Below are 15,851 nucleotides of genomic sequence, written 5' to 3' on the forward strand. Positions count from 1 at the left end.
ATCGACAGGGCTTTGGATGAGACCGATCGCATCGGCCTGGATTCACCAGGCCGATGCGGTGTGTCAATGCTCCTACGGACAGTTCCGGGGCGCCGTCAGCCGCTTGATGTCCACCTCGGTTGCATACGGCTGGTTCAGCGGCGGACTCGACTTGAATTCCAGGATTTCAGTCGCGGTATATTCATCTTCGAACACGCGTGAATAGCTGCCGACCGTCTCCCAGCTGACCTCAACCGGTTCACAGCCGGGGCAGAACCCGCGCACATCCAGCACATCAAGCTGTTCGGCCAGCGGCCCGGCGCCGGCAGAGTCGCTGGTAATCACCCAGCGCCCCACGCCCAGCTGATCAAAATAATAGCGTACCTGAGCCTGCGTCGACGCGGTAACGATCATGGTGGTACCGCCCTGAGCCTCGCCGGGCACGCTCCAGTGGCCGCTGTAGTCAACCATTTGACCGCCAACCTGCGGACAGGTCATGGGGCTGTCGGGCGACAGGCGCTCGGAGCCGTGAGTACCGTTGAGCCGCCAGGAAACGATCATGTCATCGTCGTCGATGGCCGTCACTCCGAGCTGTCCGACCGTACTGATGTTGTTGCGCACACCAATGCTGGTGGTTCGCAGCAGGTCTGCCGACCAGGTCGAGCGATCCGGTGCGACCGGACCGATGGCGTTGTAGAACACCGGCAGCCCGGCGTCATCGTAGCTGTACCAGACAATCAGACCGGCACCGCCCTCAGCCCATTCGAAACCCTGATAGGTGTCGCGGTCGCGCGCGCTCCACAGGCCGAAGCGCGGCAGCCCGGCGGCGGCTGATTCGGTGAGGTTTACGCTGACCTCGACCCGGCGCTCGTCGGCCGCGTCATTTTTCAGCACTACATAGTAGCGGCCGGCAGTCAACGTGCTGCCGCCGGAAGCCGCCTGCTTGAGCGTAAAGCCCGCGGATGACGCTTTGCCGCTGCTCAGCGGAGCTCCGGTCGGGGCCGGCGGCGTGGCCGGGGCATGGCCCTTGATCCGTGCAAAATCCAGTCGATGGAGTTCACCTTCAACGCGACTGTCGCCCTTGATTGTCACTTCCAGCCGGCGTGCCGAGGGCGGCACGTCGACAAACAGCAGATCGTGCCGGCTTGTGCCCGGAAGAACGACGGCGCGGGTCTCACCGTGAAACAGGGCGGTCGGCTGCGGAGCATTGGCAGCCGTTCGCGTCACGTAGACCGGCACGATTCCCTGGTCTCCGAGCGCGTCCGGTGAGCTGCTCAGCTCCACGGCAGCCACCCGACGCTGATCTCTGAGCATGGTCGGCTCATCCCAGGAGAACCCGAGCTCCAGCTCGCCGCCCGGGTGGAACCCCGGGCCGGTGACGCTGAATCCGGGTTCGTCGCTGACCCCCAGGGCGGCCATCTCCAGTTCAACCGGGTCGCGTCGACCGGTCACAGACGATCGCCAGTTCTGCACCAGCACCCACCAGGTCCCGGCAGCCGGTGACTCGATCAGGCACTGCTCCAGCTCACCCGGAGTAGTGGATTTGCAAACCTCCTCGGACTCATCGGCGCGACCGTTGCCGTTGTCGTCACGACCAACGTACAGATCGATATCCACTGCCGCCGAAGAGACAATCTCGGCCATCAGCAGCAGCGCATCCTGCGGCACATCGATCAGAAATGTCTTGCGACCATCGTTGCCGGAATAAGGGTCGTCACGGGTGCTGTCCTGGGGCAGCAGGAATGCCTCTCTGGTCACCGCGACCAGGTCGCTGGTCCGGAAAACCGGCTCAGGCAGCGGCCCGGAGGTGACGCGCTGGCTGCGTCGCCCGCGGTTGCTGTCGACCTCGAACTCGACCGTCGAGGGCAGCTCGATCGCGGCCACCTGCACACCGACTCTCAGCTGTTGCGAAACGAAGTCTCCCCGGGTGGGCCGAAGTTCAACCTGCCCGTGCCCCAGCGCGCCGGCAAACAAGGCGCCGGTCTCGACCTCGATCTGCAGCGTCCGGGTTTCACCCGCCGCCAGTTCGAAGCGCTGCGGGGTCACCGAAATCTCGACGTCTCCGGTCGTCTTCACCTCCCAGGCACCAGCTTCGATGGCGCGGACCTTGCGGGTAAACGAACACGTCGAGAGGCAGTCAGGACCCCAGACCCCGGGCAGATTGAGCTTTGCCGGATCACCGCCAATGGCGGGGTTGGCGCGCTCGAAGTCTCGCCGCGAGATGGGCAGGTACAGCCCGGCACGCGCCGCCAGGTCAACGCGAACCCGGCCGCTGCCGCGGTCGGGCATGCCGGCGGCATCTTCTCCATTGCGCAGCGGCACGGTCTCGGCCGTTGTCTCCAGCGCTGACTGCAGCATGGCCGGGGTCCAGTCCGGGTGAATCGACTTCAACAGCGCCACCGAGCCGGCCACATGCGGGCTCGCCATCGAGGTGCCGCTGGCCGTCGCAACGGAATTGGCGCCGTCATACCAGCCGGCCACGATGTTGGATCCCGGCGCCACGACGTTGGGCTTCATCACGCCCGGCGGAAAGACGTTCGGCCCGCGGGAGCTGAAGTCCGACATGAAATCCTGAAGGCCTTCATTGATGGAGGCAAAGCCCTCGGTGCTCAGCGTCGCTCCCGGATAGCTCTGCTCGGCCATCGCCGCGCGAACCGCCAGGCCGTCCGGGCGGCTCATCATCGCTGCCGGAATGGTGCTGCCTTCGAGCCCCCCCATGATGATGGGCGGACCGGAGACACTGTTGTAGACCAGGACGCCGGCTGCACCGGCGTTGGCCGCATGCCTGACCTTGTCGGCAAACGTGCAGTTGCCGCGCTCGATCAGCACGATCGCCTGTTGCAGCGAAGCGGCGGGGAAGGCATTGCAGCCCAGATTGTTGCTGGCTACGTCATCGGCGGCAATCAGTGGGGCGGTCAGCGCCGACGACAGGGGCGGGCCGCTGCCGTAGGTCACCACCAGGTCGCGCAGACCCGCGACCGTGGCCCTTGAGCCGACCTGACGTCCATGCGTCGTACTGCCCACGGCAAAGGCCCAGGGCGCATTGGCCGGCGAGCCGATCGTTTCGCTGCCCGGGCCGGCGTTGCCGGCCGAGGTCACGAAAGGAATTCCGGCGTCCCACAGGTTCAGAAGCGGTATCGCACTGGCCCAGGGGTCAGCCGCGTCGCTTCCGATGGAGTAGTTGACCACATCGACGCCGTCGATCACCGCTTGCTCCCAGGCTTCTCTGATGGCGCTGCTTTCACAGCTTTCGTTCAGATCCTCGTTGCTGGGATGCTCCTTGTAGCAGACCTTGTAGGAAATGATGTTGGCATGCGGCGCCACCCCGGTGGTGTCATACAGGTAGCTGCCCGAGTCCGTCAGCGTAAAGCTCCACGGCACGCCGGCCGCTATCGACGCTACGTGCGTGCCATGGCCCTCTGGGTCCTTGCCGTCGGTGCCCTCGATGGTGAAGTCGTAGACCCCCACCAGCTTGTCGTTGCACTCGACATTTGCTTTCGAGCACTCACCGAGCTGCCGGCCATACGGGTTCGAAAAGACGTGCCCGGAAGCCAGGTCGTCGTCCGAGAAATACAGGTGCTCCCAGTTGATGCCGCTGTCGATGATGCCCACGACCGTCCCCTCGCCGCCGTTGGCGGGCATGCCGGCCAGCCCCGCGTGCACGCGCCGCGCGCCGATCAGCTCCGGGCCGGCATCCAGCTGCATCTTGTAGGCCATGACCGGCTGGACGCTGCGAACGCCGGGCAAGCGGGCCACCTCATCGGCCTCTTCGGCGCTCAAGCTCGCCTCAAAGCCGTTGAAGACATGCGCATACACGCGCCTGGCCGTAACCGTGCGGCCCAGCCGATCGCTGGCCCGCTCCAGTACGCTGTCGCGCTGCTGGCCCAGGTAAGCGGTATACGCTGCCACTTCCGCCGTGTGCGCATCGTAACGCTGTCGCCCCGTCGCGCGCGGCGAGGTCGGCGCCAGGCGCTTGCCGGTGCTCCCGCCACCCTCATCGTGCAGCACGGCAACCGGTCCGCCTTCATAGGCCACCGCCGGTGGCGCTTCCAGTTCCACGATCCACTTGCCGGGAACGACAAAGCTGGCCTGAGCAGCTGACACCGGTGCCGAACTCGAAAAGGCGAGTCCCAGCGCCGTGAAAACCCCAACGATAAAAAATCCGATCCCTGACTTCATCGACTTTTCCCTGCCTGATCCAGACTGTGTCATGACGCGACGGGCTGACGAAGGGTCACCAGCTCCTCGGCGCTACTGGGGTGGATTCCGATAGTGCGGTCGAAATCTGCCTTGGTCAATTGTGCCCTAACCGCCACGGCAAAGCCCTGGATGATTTCCGGCGCATCCGGGCCGACTACGTGACAGCCGAGCACTCGATCGCTGCCGGCATCCACCACCAGCTTCATCATGCTTTTTTCCTGCCGTTCGCTGAGGGTGTATTTCATCGGCGTAAAGGACGACCGGAAAATGCGAACCTGTTCGTACTGCTCCCTTGCCTCCGCTTCGGACAACCCCACGGTGCCGACCGGCGGTTGGCTGAACACGGCCGCCGGCGTAGCGGCATGGTCCACCGGTCGATCCATGCCGCCAAACTGCGTATCGGCAAAGGCGTGGCCTTCCATCAGCGCCACCGGCGTGAGATTGAGCCGGTCGGTGACATCGCCAACGGCAAAGATGTTGTCGACATTGGTGCGGCTGTAGTGGTCAACCTCGATGCGATTTTCCGCGCCCGTATGCACGCCCACCTCTTCCAGGCCCAGATCCCAGGTGTAGGGAGAACGGCCGGTTGCGAACATGACGCAGTCGAAGACCTGGCGGCGATCGTCGGAAAAGGTCACGGCGATGCCGTCATCGCACCGCTCCAGGCGCGCAGGCGAGCTGTGATACTGAACAGCGATGCCGCGACCGCGCATGCCGGCCTCCACGGCCTGACGCACGTCGTCGTCGAACCCGCGCAGAATCAGGTCACGCCGATAGGCCAGCGTGACGTCACTGCCCATGCCCTGGAAAATGCCGGCAAACTCGACGGCGATGTAGCCGGCACCGGCAACCAGAACGCGCTTGGGCAGAGTGTCCAGATGGAAAGCCTCGTCGGAGGTGATTCCCAGCCCGGCACCGGGGATGTCCGGCACCCAGGGTCGTCCGCCGGTGGCAATGAGAATTTTTTCGGCACTCCAGCGGCGCCCGTCCACCTCCACGGTGTGTCGGTCGATCAAGCGCCCCCGGCCTTCGTGAAGCGTGACCCCGGCGTTGTCGAGCAGCTTGTGGTAGATGCCGTTGAGACGGTCGATCTCCTGGTCCTTGGCCGCAATCAGATCGGGCCAGGAGAACGCTGTATCGCCCACACTCCAGCCGTGGCCGGCTGCGTCCTCGAAATACTCGGAGAACTGCGATGCATACACCAGCAGTTTCTTGGGCACGCAGCCGCGAATCACGCAGGTTCCGCCAACGCGTGACTCCTCGCAGACGGCCACGCGGGCACCGTGGCCGGCGGCAATTCGGGATGCTCGCACTCCGCCGGAGCCGGCACCGAGCACGAACAGGTCATAATCAAAGCTGGGCATCGCGATTTCAGTAGACCCCTCGAATAATTGCAATGGATTTAACTCAGGTCATGCCCGAGCTGTCTCACACGCTAAAATACTACGTTGTCAGTCGTCATATCCGGACAACCGCCCGAAGTCGATGAAGAACCAGACCGACCAGCACTCGCCCGAAGCGCTCCTGCAGGCATTCTCGCGCACCGATTACCGGGTGACCATCGATCGGCACGAATACAGCATTCGAGTCGGGCAGACTCACAGCGCCCTCGATCAAGCGCTTCACGACCGACCCTGGGCGATCGTGACAGCATTCAACCCGGGCGCAAGACAGCTGGGCGAGCGTACCAACCTGGCGCGCCATCGGCAGTTGCTGACAAAGGCTGCGAACCTGGGACGGGAACACCACCCCGCCGTCAACCGCGCCCCGGACGGTGACTGGCCGGACGAAAGCGGCCTGCTGTTCATCGACGCCGAGCCGGCCACCCTGGATCGCATGGCGGAGACATTCGGGCAGGCCGCAATCGTCACCGGACGTGCCAGCCAGCCGGCCGAACTGCGGCTGTACGGGCCATGCTGGCCGCATACCCTGCCCTTCTGGGCCGGACGAGCCCACTGATGCGCGCCCTGCTCGAGGCCAAACAGGCCGGCTTTGCGCGCGCCGGCGAGCTGGTGTTCGAGCCCGTCGACCTGGCGCTCGGGGGTGGTCAGGCGCTGGTGGTACGCGGCGCCAACGGGTCCGGCAAAACCACGCTCTTGAGACTGCTGGCCGGCATCCTGTCGCCGTCGTGCGGGGACATCCAGCGGCGGGCGCCGATAGCTTTTCTCGGGCACCAGGCGGCGATCAAGGGTGAACTCAGCTGTCGGGAGAACCTTCAGTTCCAGCGTCGCTTCCGGGGCACGACCAGCGGCATGAGCAACAGCCGCGCGCTGGCCCGGGTGGGCCTGGCCGGCCTGGGCCTGCGCCCGGCGCGCGCGCTGTCAGCCGGCCAGAAACGCCGCCTCGGCCTGGCCGCCCTGCTGGTGGCACCGGCGGCCGTGTGGCTGCTCGATGAGCCCTACGCCAGCCTGGATGACGACGGCTGCGCGCTGGTCGATGCGCTATTGCAGGAGCAGCTCGGCCGCGATGGTTCAGCCGTACTCTCCACGCACCAGCGCCAGCCGCTGATCCAACGCGAGCCGGTACTGCTCACGATTCGGCGACACACGCAACCACAATCGGAACAGACGGCATGATCGGACGCATGAACGCCCTGCTGCGCCGCGACCTGCGCCTGGCTCTGCGCCACGGCGGCGAATCACTGATGCCGCTGATCTTTCTGTTTGCTGTCATCATTCTGGTGCCGCTGGGCGTCGGCCCCGGGCCAAACCTGCTGGCCAGCATCGCACCGGGAATGATCTGGGTCGCGGCGCTGCTGGCCAGCCTGCTCGCCCTGGAGCAGCTGTTCCGGCCCGATCTTGAAGACGGCACCCTGGAGCAGTGGTGGGTGGGCGCGTCGTCGCCCGGCCCGCTAGTCGCCACTCGCCTGTTCAGCCACTGGTTGATCACCGGTGTACCGGTGATCGTATTCGCCCCGCTGGCGGCGCAAATGCTGTATCTGCCGGACCGCGCCCTGCCCACGCTGATGCTGACCCTGCTCATCGGCACGCCGATTCTCAGCCTGGTCGGCGGTCTGGCCAGTGCACTGACCCTGGGAACGAACCGCGGCAGCGTTCTGTTGTCCATCCTGGTGTTCCCGATGGTGGTGCCTGTACTGATCTTCGCAACCGGCGGCGTGACGGCTGCTGCGGAAGGCTTGTCGGCGCGAGCGCACCTGGGCCTGCTGTCGGCGCTGCTGATTCTTGCCGTGACCCTGGTCCCGTTTGCCACCACCGCTGCACTGAGGTTGAACATCGAATGATTTTTCAGCGTCTGAAAGTCGGCTTTCACCGCCTGGGCTCACCGCCAACCTTCTACCGGCTCTGTCGCGTTCTGTCGCCCTGGCTGTGGGCTGGTTTCCTGGTCTGCGCCGCCATCGGCCTCTACCAGGCGCTTTACATCGTGCCGCCCGATTATCAGCAAGGCGACAGCTATCGCATCCTGTTCATTCACGTGCCAGCGGCGTGGCAAGCGCTCGCCAGCTATCTCATCATGGCGGTTCTGGCCGCCATCGCGCTGATCTGGCGCATTCGCACCGTCGAGATCATGGCCATGGCAGCCGCTCCGATCGGCGCCGGGCTCACGGCGCTCTGCCTGGCCACCGGCTCGCTGTGGGGCAAGCCCATGTGGGGCACCTGGTGGGCCTGGGATGCGCGCCTGACGTCGATGCTGGTGCTGCTGTTCATCTATCTGGGCATCATGGGGCTCTACGCCGCCTTCGAGGATCGGCGCAAGGGCGCCCGCGTGGCCTGCATTCTCGTGCTGGTGGGGCTGGTCAATATCCCGCTGATCCACTTCTCGGTAGAATGGTGGACCACCCTGCACCAGGGCGCGACGATCCGCCTGCTGGGCGAATCACGAATGCACTCGAGCATGCTGTCGCCGCTGATCTGGATGACCGTGGGCGTCAAACTGATGTTCGGAGGGGCGCTGCTCGACCGTGCCCGCAACGATCTGATCGAGCAGGACCGACGCAAGAACTGGATTGGCCGCGTGATCGGACAGGACACAGCGAAAGGAAAGACATGATCCCGCAACTCGACTACGCCTTCTACGTTTGGAGCAGCTACGGCCTGTTCGCCGTGATCATGGCCTGGCAATTCCTGCAGCCGCGCGTGCGCAGGCGGCAGCTCATCGCCGAACTGCGCGAGGAACAAGCACTACAGACCGGAAACTACGATGACACCGACGCGTAAGAAAAGACTGGCCCTGGTGGCGTTGATCGTCCTCGGCGTGGGCGCTGCCACCGCCGTGGCCATCACTGCACTCAATGACAACATGCTTTATTTCGTCAGTCCCACCGATGTACATGCCGCCGCGGCACCCGCCGACCGCCAGATTCGCCTCGGCGGTCTGGTGGCTGCCAATTCGGTCAGTCGCGACCCCGACAGCCTCAAGGTCGAGTTCACCGTTACCGACGGCCTCCACGACGTACCGGTCAGCTTCGAAGGCATCCTGCCCGACCTGTTTCGCGAAGGCCAGGGAGTGATCGCGCACGGCCAGCTTGACGCGGCCGGGCACTTCCACGCCAACGAAGTTCTGGCCCGCCACGACGAGACCTACATGCCGCCGGAAGTGATGAAATCGCTGGAGGCCGCCGGCCACCCGGCGGAGGCGTCGACGCGATGAGCGCCGAGCTCGGACAGATCTCGCTGATCCTGGCCCTGGTGCTGGCCGCGCTGCTGGCGGTTCTGCCGATGGTTGGCGCCCAGCGCAACAACGAGGCGCTGATGAAACTCGCGCCGTCGCTTGCGATCGGACAATTCGTGTTTCTCGCCGGCGCCTTCGCGGCGCTGACCATGGCATTCCTGCAGCACGACTTTACCGTCACCTACGTGGCCATGCACTCCAACCTGCTGCTGCCCTGGTTCTACCGTGTCACCGCGGTGTGGGGCAGCCACGAGGGTTCGCTGCTGCTGTGGATGCTGCTGCTGGGTGGCTGGATGCTGGCCGTGGCCGCCTTCTCGCGCTCCGTGCCGCGGTACTTCACCGCGCGCGTGCTCGCGGTGATGGGCATGATCTCGGTCGGCTTTCTGTTGTTCATCCTGTTCACGTCCAACCCATTCGAGCGCATCCTGCCCGGCCCGATCGACGGTCGCGACCTCAATCCGCTGCTGCAGGACCCCGGCATGATCTTTCATCCGCCGCTGCTGTATATGGGCTACGTCGGCTTTGCGGTCGCCTTCGCCTTCGCCATTGCCGGGCTGATTGGCGGACGCGTCGAGCGCGACTGGGTGCGCTGGTCTCGCCCCTGGACCCTGGCGGCCTGGTCGTTTCTCACTTTCGGCATTGCGCTGGGCTCATGGTGGGCTTATTACGAGCTCGGCTGGGGTGGCTGGTGGTTCTGGGATCCGGTCGAAAACGCCTCTTTCATCCCCTGGCTGATTGGCACCGCGCTGATTCACTCACAGGCAGTGACCGAAAAGCGCGGCGCCTTCCCGGCGTGGACCGTATTGCTTTCCATCGCCGCCTTCTCGATGTCGCTGCTGGGCACCTTCCTGGTGCGCTCGGGCGTGTTGACCTCGGTACACGCCTTCGCCAACGATCCTGAGCGCGGCCTGTTCATACTCGCCTTCATGGCCCTGATCGTCGGCGGTGCGCTCACGCTGTACGCGCTGCGCGCGCCGCGCATCATGGTTGGCCAGGGCTTCGACTGGCTCAGCCGCGAATCCCTGCTGCTGCTCAACAACGTCTTCTTCACCGTCTCGGCGGCAATGGTCTTGCTGGGCACGCTCTACCCGCTGATCATCGACTTCATGGACTGGGGCCAGATCTCGGTCGGCCCGCCCTACTTCGGGGCCATGTTCATTCTGCTGATGACGCCGGTGGTGCTGCTGCTGCCGCTGGGACCGTTCACGCGCTGGAAGCGTGACGCATTCATGCGCGTCGTACGCCCGCTGGCGTTGACCGCGATCGGGTCGGTCGCGGCTGCGCTGGCGGTGTGCGCCTGGCTCGATACCTGGAGCCTGCGCGCAGCCAGCGGCTGGATCGGCGGCTTCTGGCTGATCGGTGGCGCTGCCGCGTACGCCTTCCGCACGGCCCGCGCCAGCCGCTCTGGCCTGCCCCGTCATCAATGGGGCATGGTGCTGGCCCATGCCGGCGTTGGCGTGTTTCTCATCGGCGCGGCCATGGTCGAAGCACACACTTTTGAACGCGACGTGCGCATTGCGCCCGGCGAGACCATCGAGGCAGCGGGCTACAGTTTCACTCTGCACGAAGTCGCCCAGGTCAAGGGCCCCAACTGGCGCGCGGATGAAGCCCGGATCACCATCCACCGCGGCGACCGTCAGGTAGCGCACATGACGCCTCAGAAACGCCTCTACCACCGCGGCGGCCAGACCATGACCCAGGTAGCGCTCAAGCCCGGCGTGTTCCGCGATCTTTATATCGCCATGGGCGACCGACTCGACGACAGCGGCGCCTGGAGCATGCGCCTGCACGTCAAACCTTTCGTGCGCTGGATCTGGGGAGGTGCCGTGCTGATCGGCATCGGCGGCCTGATCTCGGCCTCCGATCGTCGCTACCGCAAACGCCGCAGACACAAGGCGAGCGATGCCACTGCCACCGGTGCCGAGGCGCCGGCATGATTCGCATGCTGATTCCGCTCGCTGTCTTCCTGGGTCTGCTCGGCCTGCTCATCGCCGGCCTCCAGACCGGCGATGAACGCAAACTGGTACAGTCGCCGCTGATCGGCAAACCGGTGCCGCAGTTCAGCCTGCCCGGCCTGTACGACCCGCAAACACTCACCAGCCGCGATGATCTGCTCGGCCAGCCGTATATTCTCAATGTCTGGGGCAGCTGGTGCTGGGCTTGCCGCGCCGAGCACCCATTCATGGAGCGCCTCGGCAAGGAAGCCCCGATCGATCTGGTGGGCTTCAACTGGAAGGACGATCGCGAGGACGCGCTGGCCTGGATCGATCGCTTCGGCAGCGCCTGGGATCGGCACCTGGTCGACCATGAAGGCCAGGTCGCCATCGATCTGGGCGTTTATGGTGCCCCGGAGACCTTCCTGGTCGATCACGAGGGGATCATTCGCCACAAACACATCGGTCCGGTCGACGCCAACGTGTTTCAGGACCTGATGCGACGCGCCATGCAGTTGCAGGCGGAAACCACAAAATGAAACTTCAGTTGCAACCAGTGATATGCGGCAGGTGGCTTTTGATCCTGGCCCTTTTGCCCCTGCTGGCGCTGGGCTCGGCAATCGAGCCTTACGATTTTCAAAGTGAACTGCAGCGCCAGCGGTTCCGCTCACTGGTCGAGGAACTGCGCTGCACGGTGTGCCAGAACCAGTCGCTGGCAGATTCGGACGCACCACTGGCTCAGGATCTGCGGAGTGAAGTGCTGCGCATGCTGCAGGACGACCGCAGCGACCAGGAGATCCGCAACTTCATGGTCGAGCGCTACGGCAACTATGTACTCTACCGTCCGCCACTGGCCGCACAGACCTTTCTGCTGTGGGGTGGCCCGGTCATTCTGCTGCTGATCGGCCTGACGGCCGCGGTCCTCGTCATTCGCAAACGGAGATCGGTGCTTTGAGCAATCCGGTGTTTCTCTTCATCACCGTCGCGGCGGTGCTGCTGGCGTTGGCATTCGTCATCGCCCCCCTGCTGGGCAGCCGGCAACGCATGACGCTGATTGGCGCGGTGATTTTCGTGCCCGCTGCAACCCTTGCCGTCTACTTGTCTGTAGGCCACCCGGCGGCAATCAAACCCGATACCGGCCAGACCGGTGAAATTCGCACGGCAGTGACCGAGCTGGCCCAACGCGCGATGCGTGAACCGGATATCGCCGAACACTGGGCTCGTCTCGGGCTGGCGTACAAGAGCCTGGAAGAATTCAGCTCGGCCGAGCACGCCTTCCGTCGCGCGCTCTTCATCAACCGGGAAGATGCCCGAATCAAGACGGAGCTGGCCGAAACCCTGCTGTACGCCTCCGGCGAGCGCCGCCTGCCCGATGAGGCGCACCGCCTGCTGCGAGAAGCGGCCGATGGCGGCAACCAGAAGGCGTTATGGTTTCTTGGCCTTGCGGCTTTTCAGCGCGAAGATTACCCGGCCGCCGTTCGCCGCTTCGAGCGCCTGTTGACTCTGGTGCCCGAGACCAGCGACGTCAGGACAACCATCGAGCGCTATCTGGCGACTGCCCGAGCCGGGGGACCCGACGATCGAACTGTCGGCCCGGCCGACGCAGAGCCGGCAACCTCCCTGTCGGTTTCGATAGACATCACCGACGAACTCGCCGGCAGGCTCAATGGAGATGAAACGCTCTTCGTAGCGGTTCGCTCCGGTTCCGGCGGGCCGCCGCTGGCCGCCCGTCGCCTGCAAAGCGGCCCTTTCCCCGTGGAGCTGACGGTCGACGACGATGACGCCATGATGGCCGGCAACAGCCTGTCTTCGGCCGAGTCCATCATGGTGATCGCCCGGGTATCTTTCAGCGGCGACGCAGCGCCCCGATCAGGCGATCTGGAAGGCCGTAGCGACAGGCTCACGATCAACAACAACAACACCAACGTGGAGGTGCTCATTGAAGAGGTCCTTTGAGACCGCAATTCGGGGGCTTGCGGCAACATTTCTTCTCTGCACAGCATTCGCGGCCCAAGCCGCAGACAGCGACAATCACGGCAACGGTCGGGAACCCGACCGTCAGGAAACCGATCGTGAGGAACCCGATCGTCGTGAACTCGAAGAGCGCGCCATCTGGGTCGTCGAATACGAAAACGACATCTTCGCCAACGAAGACCGTTACTACACCAACGGCATTCGACTTTCACGGGTGGGGCAGGTTCGTACGCCGCCCTCCTGGCTGGCGCGGGTGGCCCGGAAGTTTCCCGGCATCGATGAAGCTGACGCGCTGCCCTATCGCTTGTCCATCAGCCACAACCTTTATACCCCGCGCGATATCGAAAACCCGCAGTTTCCGCCCGATGACCGGCCTTATGCTGCCTGGTTCAACGTGCAGTTCGCTACCGGCACCGCCAGCGAAAAAGGCGCCGATCGAGTCTCCGTCGGCGTCGGCGTTACCGGCCCCCTGGCCTTCGGTGAAGAGATTCAGAAAGCCATCCATTCGGCCATCGGCTCGCCCGAGCCCGTGGGTTGGGATGAGCAGATCAGAAACGAACCCACCCTGCAGCTCGGCTACGATCGCGTCCGCCGGTTTGCAAGCCTGGGCAACCCCGGCGGTGCCGCCATTGACGCATCCTGGATGGGCGGCGCCATGCTCGGCAACGCCCACACCCACGTTGCCGCCGGTGGTTATCTGCGGGCAGGCCATAACCTGCCGCGCGGATACGGACCGCCGCGAATCACCCCGGCCCTGTCGGGCGAGAATTACTTCATACCCACCCGCGCCGCTTCCTGGTATGTGTATATCGGCATGGAAGGACGGCGAGTCTTTCGCGACATGTTCATCGAGGGAAACACGTTCGGCGGCGTCGACGGCGTCAGCCGCAAGCGGCACGTCGGCGAAGTCTATGGCGGCCTCGTCTATACGCGTGGGCCCTTCCGCATGACCTATACACAGGTCTGGCGCTCGCGCGAGTTCGTCGGGCAGCGTGAAGGGCAAAGCTATGGCGCGCTGTCATTCTCGCTGTGGTGGTAGTCAGCCAGCGGCCGGGGGCGGCCGAACAGAAACCCCTGCATGTAGTCAATACCGACTTCGCGGCAGAGTTCGGCCGTTGTTTCCTGCTCTACGCCTTCGATCAGCGTGCGCACACCCATTGAAGAAATCATCCGGCTGAGCTCGGCCAGAAGGCGATAGCGTGGCGAATCCCGCCCGGTCACATCCTGAATGAGCCCGCGATCGAACTTGAGATAGTCCGGCGGCACTTCAACCAGCTCGAGCAATCGTGCCTGCCCGGCGCCGAAATCATCGTAGGCCAGGGCAATATTCATGCGCGCCAACTCCTGCTTGACCTCGGCCATCGCGCCCAGATCGGTGACAACCGACTCGTGCACTTCGAAGACCAGGCTGAGGTCCGGATACGCGCGCCGCAATCGCTGTATTTCCTCCAACAAGCCCCCCATATCCTCGCATTCGGCGGGGTGGTTGTTGAAAAACAGGGGCATCCGCAGGCCGGCGCGATCGGCCTGCTCGAAGCAGCGACGACGCAGCATGCGGCTCAGGCGCATTTCGGCATCCAGCGTGGCAGCCAGCGCAAACAACTGCGCCGGCCCGTCTTCCAGATCGGGATGCTCGCTGCGGCCGAGCAGCTCGACGGCGCAGGGTTCACCCGCCGCGGTGACGATCGGTTGACCGTATCCGGTGACCTGTTCACCGGCAAGCAGCTGAAAGAACGCGGGCATCTGCAGCGAAAAATCCTGCGGCAGCGACGTCATGCCAACCACGGTCTCCTCACCGGTGCGCCCGGCACCGGATGCCTCCCGCCCGATCGAGTCGACCATGACCCGGAACTCGTGATCGGCCAGATGGAGCACGTCACCCACTTGCAAAGCGGTGGGCTCGACCACCCGCTGATGGTTGACGAAGGTGCCGTTGGTGCTGCCCAGGTCACGTACCCAAAGCACCCGGCCATCGAGATCAAAGCGAGCGTGCATTCTCGACAGGCGAGCAACCGCGAGCTGAACGCCACACTCCGAGTGTCTTCCCACCGTCACCGGAAATTCGTCGAGATGGATATGGCGCGGCAGGTAGGCGTCCTTGCCGGAACTCTCCAGGTAGAAGCGCTGAGGCATCAACCCCCCTGCGAGAATGCGGAACAAGAGCAGTATCCGCGTATTGCCTCAACAGCGCAAGGCCACTTCACGGGGCCGCGGCAGGAAAATGATATTGACAATGATTCGCATTCATGCAAACATGCGCTCATGTACGTTTGTATCTGCAATGCCGTCACCGAGCGCACGATTCGTGAACTGGTGGCGGATGGCTACCACAGCCTCAATGAAATCCAGGCCTTGACCGGCTGTTCCGGCACCTGTGGTCGCTGCCGTGAACATGCCGAAGCCGTGATCGCGGCTGCCCTCAGACCCGCTCAGCCCTCACTCCCCGTGCTCGGCCCCGGCGGCAACCCCTCGCCCCTGCGCACGGCCTGAACACTGCCGTCACTGGCCACTTTCAGCCACGGACGTTATGCTAGTGACAGTCCAATCGCTGAGAGCACGAACCATGAAAGGCGACAAGAAGATCATCGATCTGCTCAACCAGGCGCTGAAAGCCGAGTTGACCGCCATCAATCAGTATTTTCTGCACTCCCGCATGTTTCAGGACTGGGGCCTGAACAAGCTCGCCGAGCTGGAGTACCAGGAATCGATCGACGAGATGAAGCACGCCGATCGCATCATCCAGCGCATTCTGTTTCTCGGTGGCCTGCCCAACCTGCAGGACCTGGGCCACCTGCTGATCGGCGAAAACCCGGTCGAATGCATCCGCAACGACCTCAAGCTGGAATACGAAGCGCTCGAGATGTACAAAACAGCAGTCAAGGAATGCGAAGCCGCTGCCGACTATGCCACCCGCGACCTGTTTTCAGAGCTGATTCACGACGAGGAAGGCCATGCCGACTTCCTCGAAACCCAGCTGGAGCTGATCGAGCGCATTGGCGAGCAGCGTTATCTGCAGTCGCAGATGGGAGAGCAGGAAGCCGGGCACTGACCCACGATCGCTTCAGCCCGATGGTGCCCGCGCACCACGCTCAAGGCGCCTGCGAAAGAACACGACGCGCGACTTGCCGTAGCGCG

16 protein-coding genes are annotated in these 15,851 nt (G+C 64.2%); 13 read left to right on the forward strand and 3 right to left on the reverse strand.

Annotated elements, in window-relative coordinates; all coding sequences use genetic code 11:
* Nucleotides 1-72: 72 nt before the first annotated feature.
* Together ACEWQZ_RS12630 and gor are read right to left on the reverse strand one after the other, a co-directional pair.
* On the reverse strand, nucleotides 73-4,083 hold the full coding sequence (locus ACEWQZ_RS12630) for a S8 family serine peptidase (RefSeq protein ID WP_476483455.1): 4,011 nt from the start codon (nucleotides 4,081-4,083) through the stop codon (nucleotides 73-75).
* Nucleotides 4,084-4,187: 104 nt separating this feature from the next.
* Nucleotides 4,188-5,543: a glutathione-disulfide reductase gene (gor, locus tag ACEWQZ_RS12635; RefSeq protein ID WP_476483456.1), complete on the reverse strand. Its 1,356-nt coding sequence runs from the start codon at nucleotides 5,541-5,543 to the stop codon at nucleotides 4,188-4,190.
* 121 nt (nucleotides 5,544-5,664) lie between these two features.
* On the opposite strand from gor, the gene ACEWQZ_RS12640 reads away from it, so the two are divergent.
* Genes ACEWQZ_RS12640 through ACEWQZ_RS12690 form a run of 11 tightly spaced genes read left to right on the forward strand, consistent with a single transcriptional unit; the run spans nucleotide 5,665 to nucleotide 13,755 of the window.
* On the forward strand, nucleotides 5,665-6,138 hold the full coding sequence (locus ACEWQZ_RS12640) for a DUF3293 domain-containing protein (RefSeq protein ID WP_476483457.1): 474 nt from the start codon (nucleotides 5,665-5,667) through the stop codon (nucleotides 6,136-6,138).
* Complete coding sequence (ccmA, locus tag ACEWQZ_RS12645; RefSeq protein WP_476483458.1) at nucleotides 6,138-6,755, forward strand: heme ABC exporter ATP-binding protein CcmA; 618 nt, start codon at nucleotides 6,138-6,140, stop codon at nucleotides 6,753-6,755. Before ACEWQZ_RS12640 ends, ccmA begins: the two co-directional genes overlap by 1 nt.
* Nucleotides 6,752-7,420 carry a heme exporter protein CcmB gene (gene ccmB, locus ACEWQZ_RS12650; protein ID WP_476483459.1) on the forward strand — a complete coding sequence of 223 codons (669 nt, stop codon included), beginning with the start codon at nucleotides 6,752-6,754 and terminating at the stop codon, nucleotides 7,418-7,420. The genes ccmA and ccmB overlap by 4 nt, the downstream gene beginning before the upstream one ends.
* Nucleotides 7,417-8,187 (forward strand): heme ABC transporter permease, encoded by a 771-nt coding sequence (locus ACEWQZ_RS12655; protein ID WP_476483460.1) that lies wholly within the window; start codon nucleotides 7,417-7,419, stop codon nucleotides 8,185-8,187. Before ccmB ends, ACEWQZ_RS12655 begins: the two co-directional genes overlap by 4 nt.
* Nucleotides 8,184-8,354 (forward strand): heme exporter protein CcmD, encoded by a 171-nt coding sequence (gene ccmD / locus ACEWQZ_RS12660; protein ID WP_476483461.1) that lies wholly within the window; start codon nucleotides 8,184-8,186, stop codon nucleotides 8,352-8,354. The genes ACEWQZ_RS12655 and ccmD overlap by 4 nt, the downstream gene beginning before the upstream one ends.
* Entirely contained in the window at nucleotides 8,338-8,787 is a 450-nt protein-coding gene (ccmE, locus tag ACEWQZ_RS12665; protein ID WP_476483462.1) for a cytochrome c maturation protein CcmE, read from the forward strand. Before ccmD ends, ccmE begins: the two co-directional genes overlap by 17 nt.
* Nucleotides 8,784-10,745: a heme lyase CcmF/NrfE family subunit gene (locus ACEWQZ_RS12670; RefSeq protein ID WP_476483463.1), complete on the forward strand. Its 1,962-nt coding sequence runs from the start codon at nucleotides 8,784-8,786 to the stop codon at nucleotides 10,743-10,745. The genes ccmE and ACEWQZ_RS12670 overlap by 4 nt, the downstream gene beginning before the upstream one ends.
* Nucleotides 10,742-11,281, forward strand: coding sequence for a DsbE family thiol:disulfide interchange protein (locus ACEWQZ_RS12675; RefSeq protein ID WP_476483464.1), 540 nt, complete (start codon nucleotides 10,742-10,744; stop codon nucleotides 11,279-11,281). The genes ACEWQZ_RS12670 and ACEWQZ_RS12675 overlap by 4 nt, the downstream gene beginning before the upstream one ends.
* Nucleotides 11,278-11,697 carry a cytochrome c-type biogenesis protein gene (locus ACEWQZ_RS12680; RefSeq protein WP_476483465.1) on the forward strand — a complete coding sequence of 140 codons (420 nt, stop codon included), beginning with the start codon at nucleotides 11,278-11,280 and terminating at the stop codon, nucleotides 11,695-11,697. The genes ACEWQZ_RS12675 and ACEWQZ_RS12680 overlap by 4 nt, the downstream gene beginning before the upstream one ends.
* Nucleotides 11,694-12,698, forward strand: a complete 1,005-nt coding sequence (locus ACEWQZ_RS12685) for a tetratricopeptide repeat protein (protein ID WP_476483466.1) — start codon at nucleotides 11,694-11,696, stop codon at nucleotides 12,696-12,698. Before ACEWQZ_RS12680 ends, ACEWQZ_RS12685 begins: the two co-directional genes overlap by 4 nt.
* The gene (locus tag ACEWQZ_RS12690) at nucleotides 12,682-13,755 is read left to right on the forward strand and encodes a lipid A deacylase LpxR family protein (RefSeq protein ID WP_476483467.1); all 1,074 of its coding nucleotides are present in this window, start codon (nucleotides 12,682-12,684) and stop codon (nucleotides 13,753-13,755) included. The genes ACEWQZ_RS12685 and ACEWQZ_RS12690 overlap by 17 nt, the downstream gene beginning before the upstream one ends.
* On the opposite strand, the gene ACEWQZ_RS12695 is transcribed toward ACEWQZ_RS12690, so the two are convergent.
* The gene (locus tag ACEWQZ_RS12695; protein ID WP_476483468.1) at nucleotides 13,722-14,849 is read right to left on the reverse strand and encodes an EAL domain-containing protein; all 1,128 of its coding nucleotides are present in this window, start codon (nucleotides 14,847-14,849) and stop codon (nucleotides 13,722-13,724) included. The genes ACEWQZ_RS12690 and ACEWQZ_RS12695 overlap by 34 nt on opposite strands.
* Before the next feature lie 129 nt (nucleotides 14,850-14,978).
* On the opposite strand from ACEWQZ_RS12695, the gene ACEWQZ_RS12700 reads away from it, so the two are divergent.
* Both ACEWQZ_RS12700 and bfr read left to right on the forward strand, forming a co-directional pair.
* Nucleotides 14,979-15,206, forward strand: coding sequence for a (2Fe-2S)-binding protein (locus tag ACEWQZ_RS12700; RefSeq protein WP_476483469.1), 228 nt, complete (start codon nucleotides 14,979-14,981; stop codon nucleotides 15,204-15,206).
* Between the two features lie 73 nt (nucleotides 15,207-15,279).
* Entirely contained in the window at nucleotides 15,280-15,765 is a 486-nt protein-coding gene (gene bfr, locus ACEWQZ_RS12705) for a bacterioferritin (RefSeq protein ID WP_476483470.1), read from the forward strand.
* The last annotated feature ends 86 nt before the right edge of the window (nucleotides 15,766-15,851 follow it).

Source organism: Wenzhouxiangella sp. YN1 (genome assembly GCF_056324145.1).

Excerpts from the sequence above, each read along its gene's own strand:
- gor (WP_476483456.1), bottom strand. The coding sequence starts at position 5,543 with ATGCCCAGCTTTGATTATGACCTGTTCGTGCTCGGTGCCGGCTCCGGC.
- ACEWQZ_RS12640 (WP_476483457.1), top strand. The coding sequence starts at position 5,665 with ATGAAGAACCAGACCGACCAGCACTCGCCCGAAGCGCTCCTGCAGGCA.
- ccmA (WP_476483458.1), top strand. The coding sequence starts at position 6,138 with ATGCGCGCCCTGCTCGAGGCCAAACAGGCCGGCTTTGCGCGCGCCGGC.
- ccmB (WP_476483459.1), top strand. The coding sequence starts at position 6,752 with ATGATCGGACGCATGAACGCCCTGCTGCGCCGCGACCTGCGCCTGGCT.
- ACEWQZ_RS12655 (WP_476483460.1), top strand. The coding sequence starts at position 7,417 with ATGATTTTTCAGCGTCTGAAAGTCGGCTTTCACCGCCTGGGCTCACCG.
- ccmD (WP_476483461.1), top strand. The coding sequence starts at position 8,184 with ATGATCCCGCAACTCGACTACGCCTTCTACGTTTGGAGCAGCTACGGC.
- ccmE (WP_476483462.1), top strand. The coding sequence starts at position 8,338 with ATGACACCGACGCGTAAGAAAAGACTGGCCCTGGTGGCGTTGATCGTC.
- ACEWQZ_RS12670 (WP_476483463.1), top strand. The coding sequence starts at position 8,784 with ATGAGCGCCGAGCTCGGACAGATCTCGCTGATCCTGGCCCTGGTGCTG.
- ACEWQZ_RS12675 (WP_476483464.1), top strand. The coding sequence starts at position 10,742 with ATGATTCGCATGCTGATTCCGCTCGCTGTCTTCCTGGGTCTGCTCGGC.
- ACEWQZ_RS12680 (WP_476483465.1), top strand. The coding sequence starts at position 11,278 with ATGAAACTTCAGTTGCAACCAGTGATATGCGGCAGGTGGCTTTTGATC.
- ACEWQZ_RS12695 (WP_476483468.1), bottom strand. The coding sequence starts at position 14,849 with ATGCCTCAGCGCTTCTACCTGGAGAGTTCCGGCAAGGACGCCTACCTG.
- ACEWQZ_RS12700 (WP_476483469.1), top strand. The coding sequence starts at position 14,979 with ATGTACGTTTGTATCTGCAATGCCGTCACCGAGCGCACGATTCGTGAA.
- bfr (WP_476483470.1), top strand. The coding sequence starts at position 15,280 with ATGAAAGGCGACAAGAAGATCATCGATCTGCTCAACCAGGCGCTGAAA.